This window comes from Candidatus Uabimicrobium helgolandensis (genome assembly GCF_041508025.1).
GTDB classification, from domain to species: domain Bacteria; phylum Planctomycetota; class Uabimicrobiia; order Uabimicrobiales; family Uabimicrobiaceae; genus Uabimicrobium; species Uabimicrobium helgolandensis.
In genome coordinates this window covers 3168393-3189646 of record NZ_CP165719.1, presented here as the reverse complement: position 1 = coordinate 3189646, position 21254 = coordinate 3168393, and the positions used below count along the sequence as shown (strand labels likewise).

General features: G+C 35.2%; 21 protein-coding genes and 1 pseudogene. 14 read left to right on the top strand and 8 right to left on the bottom strand.

Features of this window, described 5'->3' with window-relative positions:
- Entirely contained in the window at positions 1 to 459 is a 459-nt protein-coding gene (locus UABHE_RS11610) for a tetratricopeptide repeat protein (protein ID WP_372370450.1), read from the bottom strand.
- Between the two features lie 106 nt (positions 460 to 565).
- Here UABHE_RS11610 and UABHE_RS11605 point away from each other — a divergent pair, with 106 nt between their 5' ends.
- Genes UABHE_RS11605 through UABHE_RS11575 form a run of 7 tightly spaced genes read left to right on the top strand, consistent with a single transcriptional unit; the run spans position 566 to position 7788 of the window.
- On the top strand, positions 566 to 1723 hold the full coding sequence (locus UABHE_RS11605) for a M20 family metallopeptidase (protein WP_372370449.1): 1158 nt from the start codon (positions 566 to 568) through the stop codon (positions 1721 to 1723).
- Complete coding sequence (locus UABHE_RS11600; RefSeq protein WP_372370448.1) at positions 1710 to 2987, top strand: DUF58 domain-containing protein; 1278 nt, start codon at positions 1710 to 1712, stop codon at positions 2985 to 2987. Before UABHE_RS11605 ends, UABHE_RS11600 begins: the two co-directional genes overlap by 14 nt.
- The gene (locus tag UABHE_RS11595; protein WP_372370447.1) at positions 2987 to 5929 is read left to right on the top strand and encodes a transglutaminase domain-containing protein; all 2943 of its coding nucleotides are present in this window, start codon (positions 2987 to 2989) and stop codon (positions 5927 to 5929) included. Before UABHE_RS11600 ends, UABHE_RS11595 begins: the two co-directional genes overlap by 1 nt.
- A complete protein-coding gene (locus tag UABHE_RS11590; protein WP_372370445.1) occupies positions 5929 to 6264 on the top strand; it encodes a zinc ribbon domain-containing protein in 336 nt (111 codons plus the stop codon). Before UABHE_RS11595 ends, UABHE_RS11590 begins: the two co-directional genes overlap by 1 nt.
- 3 nt (positions 6265 to 6267) lie before the next feature.
- Positions 6268 to 6681 carry a zinc ribbon domain-containing protein gene (locus tag UABHE_RS11585; RefSeq protein ID WP_372370444.1) on the top strand — a complete coding sequence of 138 codons (414 nt, stop codon included), beginning with the start codon at positions 6268 to 6270 and terminating at the stop codon, positions 6679 to 6681.
- Positions 6678 to 7235, top strand: a complete 558-nt coding sequence (locus UABHE_RS11580) for an NUDIX hydrolase (RefSeq protein WP_372370443.1) — start codon at positions 6678 to 6680, stop codon at positions 7233 to 7235. The genes UABHE_RS11585 and UABHE_RS11580 overlap by 4 nt, the downstream gene beginning before the upstream one ends.
- A 1-nt stretch (position 7236) precedes the next feature.
- Entirely contained in the window at positions 7237 to 7788 is a 552-nt protein-coding gene (locus UABHE_RS11575) for an NADAR family protein (RefSeq protein WP_372370442.1), read from the top strand.
- Positions 7789 to 7833: 45 nt separating this feature from the next.
- Here UABHE_RS11575 and UABHE_RS11570 read toward each other — a convergent pair whose 3' ends face one another.
- The 4 genes from UABHE_RS11570 to UABHE_RS11555 are packed head-to-tail and all read right to left on the bottom strand — an operon-like array spanning position 7834 to position 11148.
- Positions 7834 to 8385, bottom strand: coding sequence for an isoprenylcysteine carboxylmethyltransferase family protein (locus UABHE_RS11570; RefSeq protein WP_372370440.1), 552 nt, complete (start codon positions 8383 to 8385; stop codon positions 7834 to 7836).
- A 58-nt stretch (positions 8386 to 8443) separates the two neighbouring features.
- A complete protein-coding gene (locus tag UABHE_RS11565; RefSeq protein ID WP_372370439.1) occupies positions 8444 to 9115 on the bottom strand; it encodes a TIGR04283 family arsenosugar biosynthesis glycosyltransferase in 672 nt (223 codons plus the stop codon).
- Entirely contained in the window at positions 9112 to 10371 is a 1260-nt protein-coding gene (locus UABHE_RS11560) for a Type 1 glutamine amidotransferase-like domain-containing protein (protein ID WP_372370438.1), read from the bottom strand. Before UABHE_RS11560 ends, UABHE_RS11565 begins: the two co-directional genes overlap by 4 nt.
- Positions 10372 to 10374: 3 nt before the next feature.
- Positions 10375 to 11148: a DUF4388 domain-containing protein gene (locus tag UABHE_RS11555; protein WP_372370437.1), complete on the bottom strand. Its 774-nt coding sequence runs from the start codon at positions 11146 to 11148 to the stop codon at positions 10375 to 10377.
- 252 nt (positions 11149 to 11400) lie between these two features.
- Between UABHE_RS11555 and UABHE_RS11550 the strand changes: the two genes are divergently transcribed.
- The 4 genes and pseudogenes from UABHE_RS11550 to UABHE_RS11535 all read left to right on the top strand — a co-directional run bounded on the left by UABHE_RS11550 (position 11401) and on the right by UABHE_RS11535 (position 13476).
- Positions 11401 to 11625, top strand: a complete 225-nt coding sequence (locus UABHE_RS11550) for a hypothetical protein (protein WP_372370436.1) — start codon at positions 11401 to 11403, stop codon at positions 11623 to 11625.
- Positions 11626 to 11637: 12 nt separating this feature from the next.
- Positions 11638 to 11841, top strand: a pseudogene (locus tag UABHE_RS11545) (hypothetical protein); the annotation flags it as partial.
- 92 nt (positions 11842 to 11933) lie between these two features.
- Positions 11934 to 12812, top strand: a complete 879-nt coding sequence (gene truB, locus UABHE_RS11540; protein ID WP_372370435.1) for a tRNA pseudouridine(55) synthase TruB — start codon at positions 11934 to 11936, stop codon at positions 12810 to 12812.
- A gap of 118 nt (positions 12813 to 12930) precedes the next feature.
- The gene (locus UABHE_RS11535) at positions 12931 to 13476 is read left to right on the top strand and encodes a hypothetical protein (RefSeq protein ID WP_372370434.1); all 546 of its coding nucleotides are present in this window, start codon (positions 12931 to 12933) and stop codon (positions 13474 to 13476) included.
- 73 nt (positions 13477 to 13549) lie between these two features.
- Here the strand turns inward: UABHE_RS11535 and UABHE_RS11530 are convergent, their stop codons facing one another.
- Positions 13550 to 14107, bottom strand: coding sequence for a hypothetical protein (locus UABHE_RS11530; protein WP_372370433.1), 558 nt, complete (start codon positions 14105 to 14107; stop codon positions 13550 to 13552).
- Positions 14108 to 14263: 156 nt separating this feature from the next.
- On the bottom strand, positions 14264 to 15544 hold the full coding sequence (locus UABHE_RS11525; protein ID WP_372370432.1) for a M28 family metallopeptidase: 1281 nt from the start codon (positions 15542 to 15544) through the stop codon (positions 14264 to 14266).
- 160 nt (positions 15545 to 15704) lie between these two features.
- Between UABHE_RS11525 and UABHE_RS11520 the strand changes: the two genes are divergently transcribed.
- Positions 15705 to 17117 carry a sodium/proline symporter gene (locus tag UABHE_RS11520; protein WP_372370431.1) on the top strand — a complete coding sequence of 471 codons (1413 nt, stop codon included), beginning with the start codon at positions 15705 to 15707 and terminating at the stop codon, positions 17115 to 17117.
- Between the two features lie 180 nt (positions 17118 to 17297).
- Here the strand turns inward: UABHE_RS11520 and UABHE_RS11515 are convergent, their stop codons facing one another.
- Positions 17298 to 18413 (bottom strand): hypothetical protein, encoded by a 1116-nt coding sequence (locus UABHE_RS11515; protein ID WP_372370430.1) that lies wholly within the window; start codon positions 18411 to 18413, stop codon positions 17298 to 17300.
- Positions 18414 to 18558: 145 nt separating this feature from the next.
- Here UABHE_RS11515 and UABHE_RS11510 point away from each other — a divergent pair, with 145 nt between their 5' ends.
- Positions 18559 to 19299 (top strand): hypothetical protein, encoded by a 741-nt coding sequence (locus UABHE_RS11510; RefSeq protein ID WP_372370429.1) that lies wholly within the window; start codon positions 18559 to 18561, stop codon positions 19297 to 19299.
- Between the two features lie 13 nt (positions 19300 to 19312).
- The gene (locus UABHE_RS11505; protein WP_372370428.1) at positions 19313 to 21253 is read left to right on the top strand and encodes a tetratricopeptide repeat protein; all 1941 of its coding nucleotides are present in this window, start codon (positions 19313 to 19315) and stop codon (positions 21251 to 21253) included.
- The last annotated feature ends 1 nt before the right edge of the window (position 21254 follow it).

Here is a 21254-nt window from a genome sequence, read left to right as displayed (position 1 = left end):
CTAAATTTTATCCAGTTCGTTTAAAGCAAAAGCTGCTTTCTGAAAAAGAGGATAAATAGTGATGGATTTTTCATAACAAATTCGAGCATTGTCTTTCATTCGAAGAATATGGTATAAAGATCCTATATCAAACCACAACATATAATCATCTTTTGTTGCCAACTTTTCTGCTTGTTCAAGGTGGTATATTCCATCGTGAATATTTTGCATAAAAAGCAGACATCTTGCAAGATGGATGTGTGGTCGTGGTGTCCTTGCATCCATTGCAATTACTTTTTCAAAGTGTTTTAGTGCCTTACCCCAATTCATGCTGTACTCTTCTTGCAAACCAGCTAAAAAATGCGCCTGCATCGAAACAGAAGGTTCTCCAGCAGGAATAATTTCGTTTGGATATGCTTGCTTAAAGGAGCAAGAATTTAATGTTATAAGAACCAAAGTTATTAGTATTCGTGTAAGCACAAAAAAATCCTTCCTAAAAAAAAAGAAACATATGCTATAATAAATGAAAAAGACTAAAAAAGCAAGTAAGACCCTTACTTTATAGAGTGTTTACCGAGGTATTTGAATGAGCGTAATTGAACTCACACAAAAGCTAGTAGAAATTCCTAGTTATGTTGATGGTGAATGTGATGAACATCGTCTTATGAAGTTTATAGAAGCCTATGTTCAGAAAAACACACAATTAACCACTTATAGACAGCACGTAGAAAATAACCGTTATAATCTTATTGTACACGATAATCACCCTGCAAAGCTGATTTTTTTTTGCCACATGGACACAGTTCTGCCTTCCTCAGGTTGGAAACATGATATGTTTGGTGGGAAAATATCCGAAAAAAAGTTATACGGACTAGGGGCTGTAGATATGAAAGGGGGACTTGCTTGTGCTTTGTATGCTGCAACACATGTTAAAGATACCCAAGGTTTGCATCTTGTTTTTGATGTTGACGAAGAGTATTATTTTAAAGGTATACAGAAGTATATTGCACAAAATAACCCACCAGCACAGCTTGCTATTTTCCCTGAACCAGGAATGAAAATTCGCAACGGACATCGCGGAGTTATTGAAATTTATTTCCGAATGCACGGTTCTGCGGGGCACGCTTCGCGGCCACATGAAGGAAAAAATGCTATTACTGGGCTAGCGCAAGCTGTAACTTATATTGAAAATAAGTTATGCGATTATTCGCACCCTTCTTTGGGAAAATCGACGTGTAATCTTTCGTTTTTACACGGGGGATCTAACCCTGGAAAACAAGATAATCCATACATACTAGTGGATAAATGTGCAAATAAAATACCTGACATTGCCGAAGCAATTCTCGACATTCGTCCAGCGCAAGAAACTGTAAACGGAAAGTTTATTGTTGAGCTTCTTCAAGAATTTGCTAATGACCATGGATATGGTTTATCAAATATTGAAATTAGGTTGGACTATGGATCTTTTCATATAGAAAAAGAACAACTCCATGACTTTGCTAACATTATTGCTCGTCATGTAAAAGGAGATATCTTTGCAGATGCGAAAAAGTTTGGGTATGGAGAAGGGCAATTAGTTCATGAAATGTTAGGAATTCCCTGCGCATATTTTGGTCCTGGACCTACGCATAAGGCACATGAAATAGACGAATATGTTGAAACCGATGAACTTGTTACTGTGGAAAAAATTTTTCGTGATACGATTACTGACTACTGCGGTGGAGAAAAAATTGAAATCGTATAAAAAATATCATGGTTCAGATGTTCGTAATCGGAGGCTCACATGGATATTTATCATTTTTTTCTTGCTTGCTGTTGGCCTTATCCGTGGTGAGCGCGTAGCACTTATTTTGGCACAAACAATGCTTGCTCTGATGATGGTAACTTATACATATGTACGTTATATTATTCATAAAATTGATATTAGGCGCGAAACAATTTCTAAGGCTACCGAAGGTGACGTTGTGTCAGTATACCTGGAAATAGAAAGCAAATTCTGGTTTCCTATACGTTGGATATGTGTCAAAGACTATTTCGGTGCAGAAATATATTGTGATCGTCAACATGAATATTTAATTACACAGTTTGATTTGTGGTGCAAAAGGCAAAGCATTCAATATTTAGCTAAATGTGCGGCTGGTAGAGGTAAATATAGCATTGGTCCTGTAGAGATAATAGTTACAGATCCCTTGGGCATTTGGATTCTGAGTAAAAATTTACCTGTGGTAGATGAGGTATTAGTGTTACCAGCGATAGTTCAATTAAGGTCTATTTCTCGCGATGGAAAACAAAGATTAAATTTTTCGGGAGTTCGTACTTCTCATAAGTCTGGTCTTAGCTATGATTTTTGTGGAACTAGAGAATATCGTAGCGGAGATAGTCTGCGATATATACACTGGCCGGCTACAGCGCGAACCTCAAAACTTATCATTAAAGAATTTCAGCAAATTACTACGTCGCGCATTACTATTTTTTTGGATTTATATCGCAAATCCTTACAAGGTTTTCGCCCCACAAATTTAGACTATGCAATCAAAATAGCTGGCTCTGTTGCTAAGTACGCTGTAGATAATTCTTATGAATTCCGGTTAATGGCAGAAGGTGAGAAAAGCTATCATTTTGATTATGGAAAAAGTGAAGCTCACCTTAACTGGCTCCTCGAAGAGATGGCGGTTATGAAGCCTGGTGGAGACCAAAGTTTGTTGGAGCTTTTGGAAGCAAATATACCTTTAGTTTCTTCTGGAGAAGAAATAGTTATTATTTTTAGTAGTCATATCGGTGATCCGCAACATTACTTGGATATACTAGTCTTATTACAAAGTCGCAATGTGTCTGTTACCGCTGTTTTTCTTGTGGCAACGAGCTTTAAGGTACTCCAAGAATACGACGGAATTGATTCTTACCTGATTGAAAGTGACTTGCCTCAAATGTGTATGGCACGTGGTATTCATGTGGTTATTGTCGAAAAAGGAGCAGATATTGCTCGATGTTTCGAGGGAGCCTTCTAATGTTATATTCGTTTTTTTTGCTGTTGTCTCTGCTTTGTCTAGGTGAATTTGCCGTATTCAATTTTATTAACATGGTAACGCGTGAGTCACCTATTTGGCTTTTATACGTCCTCCCTAGTAGCTTTTTTGTTGGAGTAATTTTTTCTAGAGATAGTAAGGGGTTTTTGGAAAAATTGCGACGTTACGTTCAGTTAGAAACATTGTTTATTATTGGAATGATTTTTTATGTATATATGTTATACACTACGAAAAATCACCCTTTGATAAATTTTGGTTATTTTATGGTTTACTCCATGGCTCTATCTGCTGGTTTTATTTTTCGCGAATTTTCAACATACCTCTATCTGTTATCTTGCTCTTTACTTTTCGGAGTCTCGCAACTGTATGATGGTAGTGATCCTGTTTTAAAGGCTGGCGTTTATCTAGGAATTTTAGTTTTATCTATCGTGATACACAACGATTATATGAATCACAAATATGTAGCTCATAACAATAAAACGAAAGTATTTCCATTTGCGATTACGATTGTTACAGTATGTTGTGGAGCGATGATTATGGCGTGGATGACATTTGCGACGCCTAAAATATCGAACTACTTAGATAGCATAGCGATCATTCGCGAATATTTTTCTCCGAAACAATCTAATAAACATCGTAAACAAAAACGAACATCACAACAAATTACCAAAAAAATAAATGAAAAAACTTCGCCAAAGCAGACCGCCAAAGAAAAAATTAAAAATACTCGAAAAATACCAGAGAATCAAAAAACAAAGCAAGCCAACGATGAGTTAAATAATCACACACAAGTATCTATGGAAAAAGATTTAAAATTTGGAGATATCGATTTTTCAAATATAACTCCTCAAAAACTTTTTGAAGTTGAGTTGGCAACAGAAACTCTCGGGGTTGCAAATGTCGAAGATTTGTACTGGAAACTTGGACATTTTGATACATATGATGCTCAAAATGGTTATTGGTATTTACGCAATACACAACAACGAGAACTACCAGCTAACAAGAATGGTTGGACAGAACTTTCGGCAAAAGCACCTCGTTTTAAACACAATAAAGTATTACAAATGTATACTTTATATCACGATAGCTCGCGCTTGTATTATTTGACGCAGCTAGGTTTAGTTGATATAAATCGTGGATTACGTGACCGCGGAGGAAATATATTTCCAGAAAATCAAAGTAATAAATATCAGGTGGTGAGTTATGTTCGCACTAAACGAAATACGATACCATACGATGTGGAAAATGTTGATTATCGCTATATAACTGTGCCTCAAAATATTGAAGGGTACAGAAGATTGGCACGACGAATTACTCAGAATTTTAGAAAACCATACTACAAAGTAAAGGCAATAGAACGTTTTCTACAGACAAGATTTAAATATGACTTAAAGCCAGGTATCAAAGGTGGCGATGCGACATTTGAATTTTTGTTTCGTAAAAAGCGCGGTTATTGTCAGCATTTTGCTTCGGCAATGGTTTTACTTTTGCGATCTATTGATATTCCTGCGAGAGTAACTGTAGGGTGCCACGGCGGAATATGGGATGCTGCTAAAGGTGCCTATGTTGTTTCTAGCATTCATCGCCATGCTTGGGTAGAAGTGCCTTTTGAATTTTTAGGCTGGACTACCTTTGATCCTACTCCTGTAAATGAATCAAATGTGGATAACGAAATTGCTAAGAAAATAAATGAGTTTAAAAGGCAAGAAAAAATAAAAGAAGATACTCAACCTGAGCGCTTAGCAAATGGAAAATCAAACAAAAACAAGCGCTTTTCGAAAAAAGAAAATCTAAACAAAGAGTTAGGTATACAAGATTTACTTCAGCAAAAAAGGCGTATGCAACAACAAGGTATTGTTGATAATGGTCAAAAACAAGATCCACAATATGAGCAATTAAAAAAAGATAAAAAACAACTAAGTCGCGATATTTTTTCAAATGAACAACACACACAAAAAACAGATCAGCGTATTGATCGTTTGGAAAAGCAATTGCGTAAAAATTTACCAAGAAAAATACGACAAAGGTTACAAAAACAGCTTCAAAAAGAACGTTTATCAAAAAAACGCCTAGCAAAAAAGCGTGAGTCAAAAGAGCGTTTAGCAAAAAAACTTTTAACAAAAGAACGTTTGATAGAAGAACGTTTAGCAAAAGAACGTTTGATAGAAGAACGTTTAGCAAAAGAACGTTTAGCAAAAGAACGTTTAGCAAAAGAACGTTTGATAGAAGAACGTTTAGCAAAAGAACGTTTAGCCAAAGAAAAATTAATAGAGGAACGTTTAGCAAAAGAACGTTTAGTAAACAAGGAGTTACAACTTAAAAAACAAGACAAAGTACAAAGTGAGAATACAAATATTGCGCAAAAAAATACAAAAAAATCAAACAATATTTCACAAAATTCGTCGAAAGAAGCAAAAAAAGATAAGACTGTAAATGGAATTATTACTTTTATTAAAAACATGGCATTTTTCTGTATTTCGTTACTATTTATCTTTTTGTTTTTCTATCTTGTTCCTCAAATTATAAATTTGATACATTTTTTCATTAAAATATTGTTTTCAAAAAATAAAAAACAAATGGTAGAAGAAGCTGAAAATGTGCCTAAATGGGGAAAAATGATTGCGAATATTTTTACACCACGCAATAAAACGAAAACAGAGCTGGGTCAAATTGTTCACGAATATACCGATTTGTCTAAAAAATTGCAAAATTTTGGTTTAGAGAAGAAAAATTATCAAACGCCTACAGAGTATTTGCATCTTTTGCAGCTAGAAATTGGTGAAGGTTCCCAAAAAAATATTCAAATTTTGACACAACTTTTTTTGAAAGCCAAGTATAGCCCTTGTGATGTGAATAAAAAGGATGTTGAATTGTTCAAGAAGTATTGTCAATTGATTTTTAATGATGTAAAGAAGGCTTCTTAATGGTGGAACATAAAATTTGTAACAGTTGTCGGCATCAAATAAAACGCGAACATACGTTTTGTATGCATTGTGGCGTAAGTCAAAATAAAGAGATTAATTGTCCGACCTGTCATTCTCCTATTGCTGGAGATACTAATTTCTGCACCAAATGCGGAAACAAAACTACAGCAAAAACAAAAGATAGCAATTTGAATCTGATACTAGTTATGGTATTAACATCTATTGTTATTTCTCTTGCTTTGCGCATACCGATACAAAGAGTAGTATTTTTCTTCGTTCCTGTTGTTATTATATGGATCGTTCATTCTCTTTTAAAAAAAATTGAGGAGAGCTAAATTATGAATTCAGATGTAAAGATGTGTGTACAATGCGGTAATTACGTAGATAAGCGGTCTAAATTTTGTGCTGACTGCGGAAGTAGTTTAAAGACGCATTTTTCTTGTAAAAAATGCGGAGAGCATGTACCGCGAGATGCTAAATTTTGCAACTCTTGTGGAGTGAATGTCGATAATGCTCCTGCAGTTCAGCCGCAGTTGACAAATGCAGGTTGGCGTGGTGTTTTTTATCGTTTTACATGGCTATTATCTCTAGCATGTTTACTTTTCCCTACAGGAGGAATTCTTTATCAGTACTACGAAGGAAAGTGGACTGATGATTATTTTGCGATTATTGGAGTAAGTGCTCTTCCTCTTGTTACTTTTATTACAGCTCGGTGGATTTTACGTGGAGCAAAGAAGAAAGTAACTAGATGAGTGAAGTCTCTCTTTGTCACTCTTGTTCATGGCAAGAATTTCTTGATTTTTTAGGCAAAGAGACTAGCACTTTGTTGAACCAAGGAACAAAAACTAGTGAAGATTTGTTCCTTGAGTTACAAGAAGGAGAAAGCATTCTAACTAAAAAAGATAATGCCCTTTTTCGCAAGGTAAGTATTGCGAAGATGCGTATTGCTCATCCTTCTGAGCAGTTAGTGCTTATGGAAACAGCTCAATTTCTACCAAAAAAGAAAATATGGCGGCATCGTGCTATACTACCAAGCGAAAAATTGCAACAAGGTGAAAGTGCAGAACAAGCAGCAATTAGAGGCCTTAAGGAAGAGCTCGAATTCACTTGCCGTGATCATTATAAAATTACATTGTTGGGTGATGAGCATAGTGAAGGGTTATCTAGTTCGTATAACAATTTAAAAACGAGATATTATGCTGTTACATTTTTAGTAATCATTACAAAAAACTTGTTTAAAGATAAATATACTATTGAAGAAAAAGACGGAAAAATCTCCGTTTTTGAATGGCAAAGAGAAGAATAGAATGAATTCAGTTGAAGAAGTGATTAAACTTTATAATAACGGAGATAAACTAAAATACCTTTTTTTTTGGGGACATCGTCAAAAAAGAAAAGAGCAGGTAGATCAAAGCTGTTTCAGTAACTGGTTTCCAAGTGCATTTAGCGTAGACAAAATAATATATAAAACAGCAGAGCATTACATGATGGCTCAAAAAGCTATATTATTCAAAGATGACGAACATTACAAAAAAATCGTGTCATGTAATACGCCTGGGGAAGCAAAAAAATTAGGACGACTAGTTCGCAGTTTTGATGAAGAAATTTGGAAAAAACATCGTTTTTCCATAGTTGTAGAAGGGTGTCAGGCTAAGTTTTCTCAAAATGAAGATTTCAAAAGATGTCTATTACAAACGGGGGCAAAAATTCTTGTCGAAGCTAGCCCATATGATCGCATTTGGGGAATTGGTATGAGCGCCAAAGAAGATAAAGTTTATGATCCAAATAATTGGAAAGGATTAAATCTTTTAGGGTTTGCGCTTATGCAAGTACGCAGTAATTTGATTTGCGAACATTAAATTATACAGTCCTTTATTTTCGATGGCTTTGGTAGAAGAATTATCTTAGTTTGTCTTTGGTACATATGCTGAGAATCTTGGCCACCAACAATACACTTTTATGCGATAGTCAATGAATGAATCACCAAATCTTTCGCATAAATCTTGTTCTTCCCACCTGCGTACAAAAAAATTCCATATAATCAAACCGCTAATTGTATATAAGATTACGCCCAATGAACCTAAAAACAATCCCACGGCAAATCCTTGGCTAAGACCACCAATTGCCATTGGATTTCGGACATACTTGTATGGACCAACTATGACTAGTTTACGTGGACAATCAAGAGGAAGAGGAGTTCCTTGTCCATATATTGCCATAAATAAGCCGCTCGTTATTGCCAAGGTTCCTCCAAGGCTAAAAATTACAAGACTGATCGTAAAAAAATCTGCAGAAGAGAATAAAAAATATGGTATTGACTGTTTTTCTATGTGATGAATAACGGGAGGAATCACAAATAAAAATATTACCCAAAAAAAGGTAGATTGCATCAACATCTTGCAAACATTCCACCAGCTCTTCGCTGGGCGAGCTTCTCTAGCTTTAATCTTCAACATTAGAATTCCTTTTACAGTAAAAGAAATAATGGCAAAATAACGCACTTTAAATCCTATTCTAGCGAATATCAGAGTATAAGTATTTTTTGACTTTTTTGATGTGTTTGTGAGGAATAGAAAACTCAATCATCAGAATAAATAAAAAGTCTATCATTGCTTGTTTAATTACACCAACCTTGATGAATCGACGTGAAGAAGTTCGCACAGATTTTAATGAGATGTATGGCTTGTGTATTTTGCGCAGACGTTTATAAAAATCGATGTCTTCAAAGGGATGATTTTCGTCAAAACCGTTTATGGAATCGAAACATTGGCGGTGCATAAAAAAAGCTTGGTCACCATAAGAAAAATATTGAAATCGGGTGAAAAAAGCATAAAAACGTAGGCAAGTATTGGAAGGTTCAAAACTATCGCGAAATTTACCACATTTGCTTATTGTAATACCGTTTAGTATTTCCTGTTTTGCATCGGAGGGAAGAAAGGTGTCAGCGTGTAAAAATAAAAAAACAGTTCCTTGGGCGCGCGAAGCGCCGAAATTCATTTGTGCTGCCCGACCTTTACTAGAGATGTATATTTTATCTGTGTGTTTTTTCGCTAATTGGCGCGTTTGATCGCTGCTCCCACCATCAACAATAATAATTTCATTAAATTTATGTTGAAGTAATTGTTGAAGAAAAACTTCAATATTTTTCTCTTCATTGTAGGTGGGAACAATTACTGATATGCTCATATATTTTTGTTGTCTTCATTCCACAGCGTTTGGCCACTGTACACTTCTTGCGATAGTGGAGGACGATTTTGTTGTTGATGCCAGCAAAATGTACCAGGAACGGGAAGTTCTTCACCGTAATCTAAGCATATTTTTTGCCCTGATGGATCAAAAACGTAGACCCCATCTTTTTTACCTACAGATGTATAACGAGGATATAGTTGATTATTATGAGTATGAGAATCTAAAAGTAGAAAACTGTCCTCGTTTAATCCAACACACACTTTACCTTGAAAACGGTGAGCTAGATATGCGAGATTATCAGGATCATCCGTTTGAATACGATCTTTGCAATGTGGAAATAGAGTCATTTTTTTTACAAGACCAAAACCATTGTCAAAAAACTCGAAATGTCGCGGTTTTTGCCCTCTAAGCTCTTGAAAGTCGTCATAAACAATTATTTTTTGTCCTAGAACCATAGAACCTGCTGATACGGTATAAAAATTCGTTCCACGCAGTAACGCCTCTTTCAAAGCATCTTGTAATTCCCAAAAACGCAGAGAGTGATAAAGAGTTGAAATATCCCCGCCAAAAATAAAAATGGAATTCGAAGATAATATTTTTTCTACTAACTCGCGTCTTGTTTGTTGATAAACGTGATCAGCGAAAACACCTGATTTGCCTTTGGCAAATTCTTGGATATTTTGCGACATTTGCGCTTGAAGCTCGTCACCGCCGATAAGATAATCTAGTGTCTTTTGAACTTCGCGACAGGCATAGTTCGCGAATAATTCTTGGGTATTTTCTAAGGAAGAAATCGATTGATTACCACTACTTAGAATTCGCTCTAAGGAAAGGTTGGGAAATTCTTTTCTTAACATAATTGTATGGCGTTGAAGTAAATGTACGAGTTCGCTATTGCGTTCTTGATAAAAACGCTTTATCTTTAATAATGTGTTAATCGCTTGAGTGTATACATCGCATGCAAAAGGATTGTGTTTGTAATATTGAAGCCATTTATGATAAACGCAAAGATTTTGAATATTGGCATCAAAACCGCCGCGATATTGAGATTTGATTCCTACTTCTGCTAGAGCGTCTTTGACATGCTGCTCGTTAAACTCATTATCTCGCCACGCAGCTGTGATTAATAAAACTTTTTTACTATCTCGTACTATTGGATCTATATGATTACTTTGAGAAATACGATCGGCAAATTGATAGATAAAATCTTGCTCGCGAATTACATTACCGTTAAAGAGAATACTACCAATCATTGTTTACCTTTCTTCGTCCACTTCTTTAGCAAATTCCATCAGCAAAAATTCAATTTGACCTTCTGATGAACCTGATTCAATTTTTTGCTGTGCAAACTCAAAGCGTCCTTTTTTTAATTTTAAAATAGCGAAAAAAGCTTCCTTGCCATCTATATTTTTAAAAGAGCACGTAGCTACGCTACTGTTACGTAAATAGATTTTCCCAATAATTTTGTCGTTCGCATCGTAAATACGAAGAATACCACTACTTCCGTACATTGCTACTATTTGCAAAATTGGTACAAGACTAAAAGCGCCTATGTCTCCGACTATACTATCTTCGAATTGCGAATGTTTAAACTGTTCTTGGTCTTTATCTTCTTTTATCGATATATGATAGTGAGGATTTTGTGTTTTGTAATACAACAAGTGTTTAGAGCATTCCTCATAAGAAATCATATCTTCGTGAATAAGTACTTCTAATAGTGTTACATAATGTTGTTGTTGTTGCTCTAATAAAAATTCTAGTTGTTCTTCTGATATTAATTGCATTTGCATTGCAAGTTTTCCGAAATGCTTTTTTATTTTCGACTGAACTCTAAGAATTTTGTCTACATCTTTGTCGTGCATCAGACCTTTTTCGACGGCAAACTCACCTATTTTTTTATTAATTTCTGATTGAATTTTAAATGCTTCGAATACTTGAATTTTCGATAAAATATTTTTTCGAAGTAAGTGTTCAATAAAAGGATCTCTCAACGGTATTGCAATTTTTTTTGTTGTGAGTTCGCGTTTCATATTTTTCTCCGTTAGCATTTTAGTGGCCACTAAAGTATTACCCAAACAAGAGGGTGGCGCAAGATGACAAACTGTTTTCTACCACATCTCTAGGTGTATCCACATTTACGTTTTAAACAATAGGGAGCGCATTCTTTGTGCTCTTTAGAACCGCAAGAAAATACTTTAAAGTATTTTATATTTGCAATATCAAAGTATATATGATTTATGTGTAAAGCATAGTAAAATTTTTGGATTTTTTTGGAGATACAAATGAATAAAAGTTATTTAGTTGTAATGATCTGTATGATAGGAATTTGTGTAGGTGTAATTTTTTATCAACAATCAAAGCAAAATAATACTAATCCTTCAGATAATACACCAGATGTTTCAAGTAGCAAACACGACATCACATCTTTAGGTGCAGAAGAATTTGATGTAAAGGAACATTTATCTGCAGGAAAGTATACTATTTTTAAATTCGGTGCAGACTGGTGAGGCGCGTGTGTTCGTTTAGCTCCTCAGGTTGAGGCAGTTGTCAAAGCAAGTAACTCACTAGCGTTGCGTAAAGTAGATGTAAAAACTTGGTCATCTCCAGTATCAAAGCAATTTGGTTTGCGTTCTTTACCGCATATTAAAGTATACTCTCCTGAAGGTGAGTTACTAAAAGAAGGTGGATCAAAAGTTTTTGATTATATCAAGAGTATCAAGTAAGAGATTGACAAGGTAGTTTTCTGAAAAATAGATAATTATTTAACTTACTTGTGTTAAAAGATGAGGCTTTCCGCCTCATCTAGGAGTTTTAAATGAATATTGTAACATCAGGCCTTCTTTTGATTGATAAACCACTAGGTGATACTTCACGCCAGGCCTTATTTAGTGTACAAAAAATAATAAATAGTGGACGTTTAGGTCATACAGGAACTTTGGATCCTTTAGCTACAGGATTACTTGTTTTACTTTGTGGTCAAGCACGTAAGCTACAAAACATACTTACTCTTGACAATAAAGAATATGATGTAACTGTCTCTCTCGGAGCAGTATCAGAAACAGATGATAGTGAAGGCCCTATTCACACTAATGATGATGCTGTAGCGCCTGGACTAGAAGAAGTAAAAGAAATGATAGGTAAATTTACCGGAGAGATTGACCAAGTTCCGCCACGCTATAGTGCCATTAAAATAAAAGGAAAACGTGCATATAAAAGTGCCAGAGAAGGTGAAATAATTGCAATACCTTCGCGAAAAGTACGTATAGATAAAATCGATCTCATTGACTACAATTATCCTTCACTAACTTTAAAAGTAAAATGTGGTTCTGGAACATACATACGCTCTCTAGCGCGCGATATTGGCGAAGGGTTGGGGGTCGGAGGATATGTTAGAAAATTACGTCGTACGCAAGTTGGGGATTTCAGAATAGAAGATTCATCGACAATTAATGAAATTTCCATACAGTCGATGTTGCGGTTGGAAGATGTGGCTGTTCGCTACCAACGTATTGATTTAAATAATGAATACTTAATTAGAATATGCAATGGCCAAAAAATTGCGCAGCCTCAAATTCTCGAAAAAGATTTTCGTTTCCCTACTTTTTTATGGATTGACAATCGTGTGATTGCTATTGCAAAAATTAGTGATGGTGTTGTTTCTTCGCGTAAGCTTCTTATTGACAACACGTTTTAAAAATGTAGCTGCTAATTCTGTAAAAGAACTATGATGCAAATTTGTTGTTATTTTTATCTCTATAAGCTACAATAAAACCTGTAATTCGAATTTACAAATTTGTATAAGGATATATCATATGATACGTTTTATCATAATTGCGTTACTAATCTCTATAACATCTACTTTTGCTCAAGAAGAAATACAGCCGCGACAAGAGTTGCAAATTGAAAAAGGTCCAGAGCAGCCTATTCGTATTATAGATGACTTTGGCTTTCGAAATAGGGAATTTCAAAAAGAAATTTTTGAACCACGTCTTCCTTCTCGAGATGTTTTTGATGATTTTTCTCCGCCAGAAAACCAGGTTATTAAAGATGCAACAACCGATGGCAATAGTTTTTTTGGCGGTGCGACAAAACAAAATGAACAAGAATTTCGCGATGCACGTTTAAAAAAGATTTCCAAACTAGATTTTATTGAGCGCCGCGTTATACAGAGATCATTTAGTACTTTTCTTAGAAAAAACATTGAAAATAAAATGACTGCTAGTCGTAAATCGATGTTTAAAAGACTAACCGCTGAAGTTAAAAATTTGCGTAAAGCAAAGAATACGCGCTTAGCAAAAAATAAGAGTAAAAATAAAGTTGTGTATGTTTATAAAGATTCACAACAACCTAAGAAATAGTTTAAATATAAAAGATTCACAACAACTAAGAAATAGTTTAAATATAAAAGATCTGCAATGCAGATCTTTTATATCACACCAAAAGAATCCGCGATTTCTCGATGTCGACTCCAATATCTGGATATTCTTTTTTACATATTCGTCCAAATATACGTAAAATACTGCGTGTAGAATCATTATTTCCACATTGTAAGTATAAATAACCATTCTTACGGTAACGTTTACAAAGTTCGTCGATCATCTCTGCCATAGCTCTAAATTTGCGAAGGTGTTTGCCGCGATCTTCGGGGTTGACATATATATCAAACATACCAATCATATTGCACGCAGGATGTTTTTGAAAAGAAATCATGCAGTATACGCGTTTCCCATCATCATCTTTTCTAATTCCAACAATAGAGTCGTAGCGAAATCTATTTAAAATGGTAATAAGCAAGAAGTTAGGAACGAATCGTCGTAGTAATTGGATAAAAGTATTAAATTGTGATGTACTAGCAACGTCGGCAATAGCGTCCATTCTCTGAAATATATATTCCAGTACTAACTTAAAATCGCTTTCGTAGCGTTGGGAGTGGCGTGATTTTTTTCGAAGGTCTGACAAAAAACAAAGTTCATACTTATTGTCGTGCATACTAACCTTTCATGAAATTATGTGTAGTGAGCTGAGCGCGACTATCTTTGGTTCATGATCTATTGATTTGCAACTCGTGCCTGATAGTCAATAATCACAAATAAAAGATGACCAAAAATGAAACGCCCAATAAAGGACGTTCATTTTGTGTCTGATCTACTTACTAGCAATAAGATTTCTTACTGTTTGTGCTACTGAGTCAGTAATTTTTTGCATGTAGTTGTAATCGATATTTTCAACTTTGTCACAAGCACGGTGATAACAAGGGTTAGAGTCACCGCCAAAAAAGTTTTGCGAAATAACAATTGCTGGCTTATTATATCTCCAGAAAGATGCATGATCACTACGGTTTGTACAAGCAGGAACACTTGTTAATTTGACTTTAGAAGCAATGACTGTTTTGATCACAGTGTCCGACAAATTAGCTGAAGTATTTTCATTACAATCGATAACATGGAAACCACCATCAGTGTCGCGATCGTATCCCATCATCTCAAGTTGAATAAGTCCAATCATATTATTGAGCTCACCAGAATTATTTAAGTCTCTAGCGTATGCTTGTGATCCAACTAAACCTATTTCTTCTTGGTCAAAGCACACAACACGTAGTGTATAGTCTAAAGATATGTCTTTTAAAGCGTTAGCAATAGCAAGAATACCAATAATACCTGTACCATCATCGTCTGCACCTGCAGTACTTACTGTATCGTAATGCGCTGAAATGATAAGAAATTTATCTGCATTCTTACCTTTTTTTTCCGCAATTAAGTTTGTTCCTTGGTACCAACTTTGAGTGTACGAATGTTCACGTACTTCAAAACCAATATTCTCAAATTCACGTGTAAGGTAAGCACGCGCACGCAATCTTCCGGTATCAGAACGTCTTTCTTCTATACGGAAAGTACTACCACCAACGGTTACTGGAACAGCTCCAGAAAGTTCTTCTAGTTTTTGCTTTAAGAAGTTTCTGTCAATGTTTACATTGTGAGCAGAGAAATGAAATAAGTCGCCCGGATTAATTCCCGAGGTTCTCATTTGCTTTACTGTTACAGCTCCTTCATTTTCCGAAAGAGGAATGTGCTTCATATACAAAGCAGGTTTTTCAGGATAATGACTATGCCCTGTAGGAGGAATAGGAAGTTGAACAACAATGATATTTTCTAAACGGACAACCTCACCTTTAAGTTTAGGTTGCATGTGTGAAAAAGACTCAACAAAGAATAAAGATTCTGTGTCTTTTACACTTACTGTTGTCGCTCTAACAGCATTCTCAACGGGATTTTTTGTTGCAATGATTTGATAGTTTTCATTTGACATCATTGTCAAGTAATTGTCAACACTACCTTTTTGTACAACAGATATATGAACTTGCGTAGTTTCAGCTGTTGTAAAAACAAAACAAAGTAAAGTTACTAATAAAACAGTATATTTTTGCATATACTCTAACCTCCATATAAAATAAAGTACTTTAGGGAGCGCAGTGGGAAATTATTTTCCAGTACGTTCCTTATTGCTGGTCAGTAAGTATTGACCACCTATTAAATTACCAGAAAACACATCATTTTTCAAGCAGGATAATGTTTATAAAGGAAAGTTTATGTCGCGAGAAACAACTATTATTATTACTTTGATAGTTTACAAAGTAATTCTTATTTTAATTGGGATATTTACGAGCCGCAAAACAAGTGATACAGATGATTTTTATCTAGGCGGGCGGACACTGGGCCCTGTTGTTTCAGCCATTAGTGCTTCTGCAAGTTCTTCTTCCGCGTGGACATTACTTGGAGTTAGTGGAGCTGCTTATACATGGGGCGTTTCAGTGATATGGTTATTTCCCGCTTGCGTAGGTGGTTTTATACTAAACTGGTATGTTGTTGCACCGCGTTTGCATGCTTTTAGCCATGAAAAAAACTCTCTTACTCTTACCGAAGTTATTTCGCGCGAAACGCCACCAAAATACTTCATCGCAACTATTGCATCTATTATTATTGCTTTTTCACTACTCTTTTATATTTCATCGCAATTTCAAGCAGCAGGGAAAACCTTTGCAGAGACTTTTGATATTTCGTACACCTATAGTGTTATTATAGGAGGAGCTATTATTATTTTTTATACGCTTCTTGGAGGATTTTGGGCAGTGAGTATTACTGATACTCTTCAAGGACTGCTTATGGCAATAGGAGCTATTATTTTACCTGTGGCAGCAGTTATTGAGGTGGGCGGTTTTTCTTCTCTCTTTGAACAATTGGCGAAGGTAGAAGTGAACGGATATTTGAGTTTAACGCGGAATTTACCTCCTGCAGCAGGGATTGGTTTTGTTCTCGGACTTTTAGGGGTTGGTCTAGGTTACCCTGGACAACCGCATGTCGTAAACCGTTTTATGGCTCTCAAAGACCAAAAATCTGTCGTTCAGGCAAGACGAATTGCTATTTTATGGGCGGTTTGTGTGTACGCTGGTATGATCATTCTTGGGCTTTGTGGACGTGTGTTGTTTGATACAGTAAATGATAAAGAAGCAATATTTTTTGTTGTGACAAATGGTCTTTTTTCTCCTGTTATTGCAGGTATTATGACAGCGTGTATTTTATCAGCGATCATGTCTACTGCTGATAGTCAGTTACTAGTTGCCGCTTCATCGTTAACTCATGATTTGCGATTAAATCGCGAAAAAAATGATACAGCAAACTCTCTAGTACAGGCACGCGTTGTTGTACTTCTTCTTAGCATTGCTGCCATTATTCTCGCTCTTTTTGGTTCTAAAGAGATTTTTAATCGCGTATTGTTTGCGTGGACAGCAATGGGAGCGGCTTTTGGCCCTATTTTAATTATAAGATTATTTTTTGGTCCAATTACCCCGCGTGCTATTTTAACCGCGATGCTACTCGGTTTTATTTTGAGTGTTGTTGGTCATAGCATTCCGCAAACAAAAGGAACTTATTTTGATAGAATTTTGCCTTTTGTTTTAGCCACAATTATTGCATTTTTGGGAACAAAAAGAGAGAAAAAATAGCATAGAAATATACGCAAGTGATTGAGAACTGGAGTGTCACTTTGAATTTATACAGAGATGACACTCCTGAATTACTTTGGGGCTGGTTACGAATCATGTTAACCTTTTGGCCATTCAAGGTAATTTGGGTTTTACTACCATGATTTAAGTGTTTGGAAATGAATTTCGTAGCCTTTGTTCTTAATCGCCTTCAATAAGTTCGTTAATGTCAATGTGCAAATCAGTAGTATCAGCGCAAGCTTTTACTGAATGCAAGCGATATTTTTTTATAGAAGATATAGTCATTGGAATAACAAATGAAGCTTTATCTCCGGGAGAAAGATGATTAATTTTTTTATCTTGATACATAGGTACAGGTTTTCCAAATACCGATTCGTAGTGAGCTATTAATTTGAGATCTGGTATTGATTTACGCAAGTGGTTGTAAAAAATAATTTCCACTTTTTTGCTGCCAAAATATTTTTTAGCGCGAAAACCTTTACATTTTTGAATTTTGTGGTAGCGAACATATGAAACTTTTTTTAATACTTCGCTACTACTACGGCCTAATGTGAAACCAGTTTCTTCATCAACCCAATCAGCTCTCATTTGTTCTTGATTTTCATTTTCTCCGTAATCTTGAGGGCATTCTCCGATGACTTCAATGATTTTATTTAGGTCTTTTTCTAAGTAGCCGTATACCATAACCACTTTATTTTCTAAATGTGAAAGATCTCTTTTTTTGGAAGAATGAATATTGAGGTTACCAACGTAGTAATCGGTAGTTTTATACAACATTTCATCTTCTAAAACATATTCGCTGGGCTTTTTCATTGTTAGAGGTTTTGTTTTGCTTAGTTTACCAATAACAATAATACTTTGCCTTTTTACGGTTTTAGCATTTTGCTTAGTTGCACTGTCAGTATGTTTGTTTTTGTTATCAGTATGTTTTTTTTCATCATCTTGTTCACGACTGTCTTTTTCATCGTCTTGCTCACGATTGTCTTTTTCATCGTCTTGCTCGCGATTGTCTTTTTCATCGTCTTGCTCGCGATTGTCTTTTTCATCGTCTTGCTCGCGATTGTCTTTTTCATCGTCTTGCTCGCGATTGTCTTTTTCATCGTCTTGCTCGCGATTGTCTTTTTCATCGTCTTGCTCGCGATTGTCTTTTTCATCGTCTTGCTCGCGATTGTCTTTTTCAATATTTCCTTCGTTATTATTTTTTTCTACAATCTCTTCTTGTGGATTTTGTTGTGGCTGTTCTTGACTATAGATTGTAATATTCAAGAGTAACAACATTAAAATAAGTAATCTCATATTCACTCCCAACACTTTAGCGTAATAATGTATAAACATGCTTTTATTTGATCGCAACCAGTCTATCCCTATTGTGAGTTGTAAAATAACTTTTTTCCAGAAATTTATTGTTAATGTAAAAAAAATTTACAAAAAGGAAAACTCGATGAAATTTATATGTGCTTTTTTATGCGTTTTGGTTCCTTTGTTCACTGAAATATCAAAAGAACAAAGACAAATAATGCAACCTCATCTAACAATTATAGAGAATGCGATACCTATTTTAGAAAAAGAAGCAAAATCAAGCAAAGAAAAATATCAGGAACTTTTATTAAAACGACATTCCACTCACCAAAAACTAAGTAATGAATCTTCTCTAATCGAGAAAGGCGTGCTAAGAGCGAAATTACTTTACTATGATAAGCAACTTGATTCTTATCGTGAAAAAATTACTTACAATGAAAATCAATTAGCAGTTTACTACGGTGTACTCACTGCATTCTCTCAAAAAATCGCGCCAAAAAAAATAGTTTCTGCGCGTAACCTGGTTCCAAGTATGCAGCAAAAATTAAAAAATGTTATATTACAACAACAAAGAATTCAAGAGCGACAACAAAAAGCGCATGCCAACCAAAAATCTATTCCATACAAACAAGAAAAAGTAAATGATGCTCTTGATGAACTTGGAGCGAAGTTAAAAGTATTAGAGTATAAAAAAACATGGAGCAATTTAGCTGAAAGAACGAAAGTAATCAGTCAGATTTCTTATCAAAAAGGTATTTCAGCCAAGCTTACAGCAGAAAACATATATTTAAACAAACTAATTGCAGACTGTATCAAAGAACAGCAATCTTTTCTTATCGAAAGAACAGAACTAGAGATTGCTATAGAGGAGTTAGATAGATAGAGAGAGTTAAATAATGACATCACTATATGATATTTTTCACGAAAAAAAGGCCTTGGTATTTTGTGGCGCAGGTGTAAGTTTAGAGCCGCCAGCAGGTTTACCAGATTGGCATATGCTAAGGGACTGTACACTCGCATCTATCGCAAATAGCCATAGTTTCTTGCAAAAATATACCAAAAACTTAACAGAAATTGAAATGATAAGTGAAACCAATAAAAAAGGTTTAACACCTGAATACGTGGCTTCCATTATATTAAAGTACTGCGATGGTTATTTTGAAAGTTTTCAGGTATTGGAAGAAGGAGAACCAAACGCCAACCATCTTTATTTAGCTAAATTAGCTAAACTTGGTTATTTACAATATATAGTGACCACAAATTTTGATATCTTTATAGAAAGCGCTTTACAGGAAAACAATATTCCCTACCGAGTTTATAGCAGCGATGAAGACTACTCTTCTTTTGATAGTAAAGACGAACGAATTCATTTATTCAAACTTCACGGTTGTATTCGTAATCCTGGTACTATAACCACCACCGTTGAACAAGAAAGCCAAGGTTTATCCATCTCCAAAACTCAAGTATTACAGCAATTACTTGCGCACTATCACTTTGTTTTCTGGGGATATAGTGGTGCTGACTTGAAAATAAATCTCGATTATTTGTGTATGGAAACGGAGGTAGAAAAAGCTAAAGGCTTTACTTGGAATTTTTTACAAAAAGGAGAGTGGCAAGAGCCAGTAAATAGTTACGTAAGTGAACTAGTTAAATTATATGGTGAAAAAGCAGCTATTACTCATGGACAGCTGCCCGAAATATTTAAAGACATTTTACCCAAAGAACAGCAAATAGAGCATATCATTTATGATAAAAATGAGCAGCGCGATTTAACGATGTACAAGAACGAACAACTGCGTACTTCTCTAGATAATTGGGCGAATAAACATATAAATGTCGTCAATGCTTTCACTATTGTCGGACGCTTACTAAGACACAGCGGTCAACCAGAAAAGGCTTTCGAATGCTACAAAAAACTCACCCAAATTGCAGACACCCAACAACATTATTCCTTAATTGCTAATGCGTATAACGAAATGGGTTATTTGCAAAAAATGCAAAGTTATTATCAACAAGCGCTTGAATATTTTGAACTAGCATGCCAAATAGCAGAAGACAACAGTGACCGAAAATTACAAGCAGAGTACCTCAACTCAATAGGAGGCATTTATCGCGTTCGTCGTGATTATCAACAAGCTTTTGCCTATTACAGAAAAGCTGTAGAAATAGCCGAATCAATAGAAGACAATAAAGGTTTGGCTTTTTACTTAAATAAGCTTGGAGGATTGTATAAGAGTGTGGGAGAACGAAAAAAAGCGCTTTCTTTTTTACAAAAAGCAAAAGATTTGTGTGTAGAGATTGGAGATCAACAAGGTTTAGCGATCAATTTGGATAATATTGGTAAATTATTTCGCGATGAAAAGCGCACAAAAGAAGCACTTGAATATTTTCTAGAAGCAGAACGTATCACTCGCTCCTTGGGAGATAAACAAGGCATTGCCATACGTTTAAGTAGTTTAGGTGGTATTTACAAACAAGATAAAAAACCGGATGAATCTCTTGATTGCTATCTAAAAGCTCTAGAGATTTCCGAGGACCTAGGTGATCGCAGAGGTAGCTTACTACATGCACAAAATGCTGCAAGTGTTTATGTGATTAAAAAAGCCTACTCACAAGCAGCAAAATACTACCAAAAAGCAATAAAAATAGCCGAAAATCTACAAGATACGCGTAGTATGGCAAAACTTTGCCGTGTTTTGGGGAATGTGTATAATTTTGATATGCGCAACTTTTGTTCTGCACTCATTTATTACGAAAAAAGTATTGTTTATTACCGGGAACTCAATTGGCAGCGAGAGATAAGTAAAATAGAGCGCTCTATAAAGAAAATGAGATAAA

Excerpts from the sequence above, each read along its gene's own strand:
- UABHE_RS11525 (WP_372370432.1), bottom strand. The coding sequence starts at position 15,544 with ATGCAAAAATATACTGTTTTATTAGTAACTTTACTTTGTTTTGTTTTT.
- UABHE_RS11510 (WP_372370429.1), top strand. The coding sequence starts at position 18,559 with ATGAAATTTATATGTGCTTTTTTATGCGTTTTGGTTCCTTTGTTCACT.
- UABHE_RS11585 (WP_372370444.1), top strand. The coding sequence starts at position 6,268 with ATGAATTCAGATGTAAAGATGTGTGTACAATGCGGTAATTACGTAGAT.
- truB (WP_372370435.1), top strand. The coding sequence starts at position 11,934 with ATGAATATTGTAACATCAGGCCTTCTTTTGATTGATAAACCACTAGGT.
- UABHE_RS11550 (WP_372370436.1), top strand. The coding sequence starts at position 11,401 with ATGAATAAAAGTTATTTAGTTGTAATGATCTGTATGATAGGAATTTGT.
- UABHE_RS11605 (WP_372370449.1), top strand. The coding sequence starts at position 566 with ATGAGCGTAATTGAACTCACACAAAAGCTAGTAGAAATTCCTAGTTAT.
- UABHE_RS11560 (WP_372370438.1), bottom strand. The coding sequence starts at position 10,371 with ATGATTGGTAGTATTCTCTTTAACGGTAATGTAATTCGCGAGCAAGAT.
- UABHE_RS11530 (WP_372370433.1), bottom strand. The coding sequence starts at position 14,107 with ATGCACGACAATAAGTATGAACTTTGTTTTTTGTCAGACCTTCGAAAA.
- UABHE_RS11580 (WP_372370443.1), top strand. The coding sequence starts at position 6,678 with ATGAGTGAAGTCTCTCTTTGTCACTCTTGTTCATGGCAAGAATTTCTT.
- UABHE_RS11535 (WP_372370434.1), top strand. The coding sequence starts at position 12,931 with ATGATACGTTTTATCATAATTGCGTTACTAATCTCTATAACATCTACT.
- UABHE_RS11570 (WP_372370440.1), bottom strand. The coding sequence starts at position 8,385 with ATGTTGAAGATTAAAGCTAGAGAAGCTCGCCCAGCGAAGAGCTGGTGG.
- UABHE_RS11505 (WP_372370428.1), top strand. The coding sequence starts at position 19,313 with ATGACATCACTATATGATATTTTTCACGAAAAAAAGGCCTTGGTATTT.
- UABHE_RS11575 (WP_372370442.1), top strand. The coding sequence starts at position 7,237 with ATGAATTCAGTTGAAGAAGTGATTAAACTTTATAATAACGGAGATAAA.
- UABHE_RS11515 (WP_372370430.1), bottom strand. The coding sequence starts at position 18,413 with ATGAGATTACTTATTTTAATGTTGTTACTCTTGAATATTACAATCTAT.
- UABHE_RS11555 (WP_372370437.1), bottom strand. The coding sequence starts at position 11,148 with ATGAAACGCGAACTCACAACAAAAAAAATTGCAATACCGTTGAGAGAT.
- UABHE_RS11595 (WP_372370447.1), top strand. The coding sequence starts at position 2,987 with ATGTTATATTCGTTTTTTTTGCTGTTGTCTCTGCTTTGTCTAGGTGAA.
- UABHE_RS11590 (WP_372370445.1), top strand. The coding sequence starts at position 5,929 with ATGGTGGAACATAAAATTTGTAACAGTTGTCGGCATCAAATAAAACGC.
- UABHE_RS11565 (WP_372370439.1), bottom strand. The coding sequence starts at position 9,115 with ATGAGCATATCAGTAATTGTTCCCACCTACAATGAAGAGAAAAATATT.
- UABHE_RS11520 (WP_372370431.1), top strand. The coding sequence starts at position 15,705 with ATGTCGCGAGAAACAACTATTATTATTACTTTGATAGTTTACAAAGTA.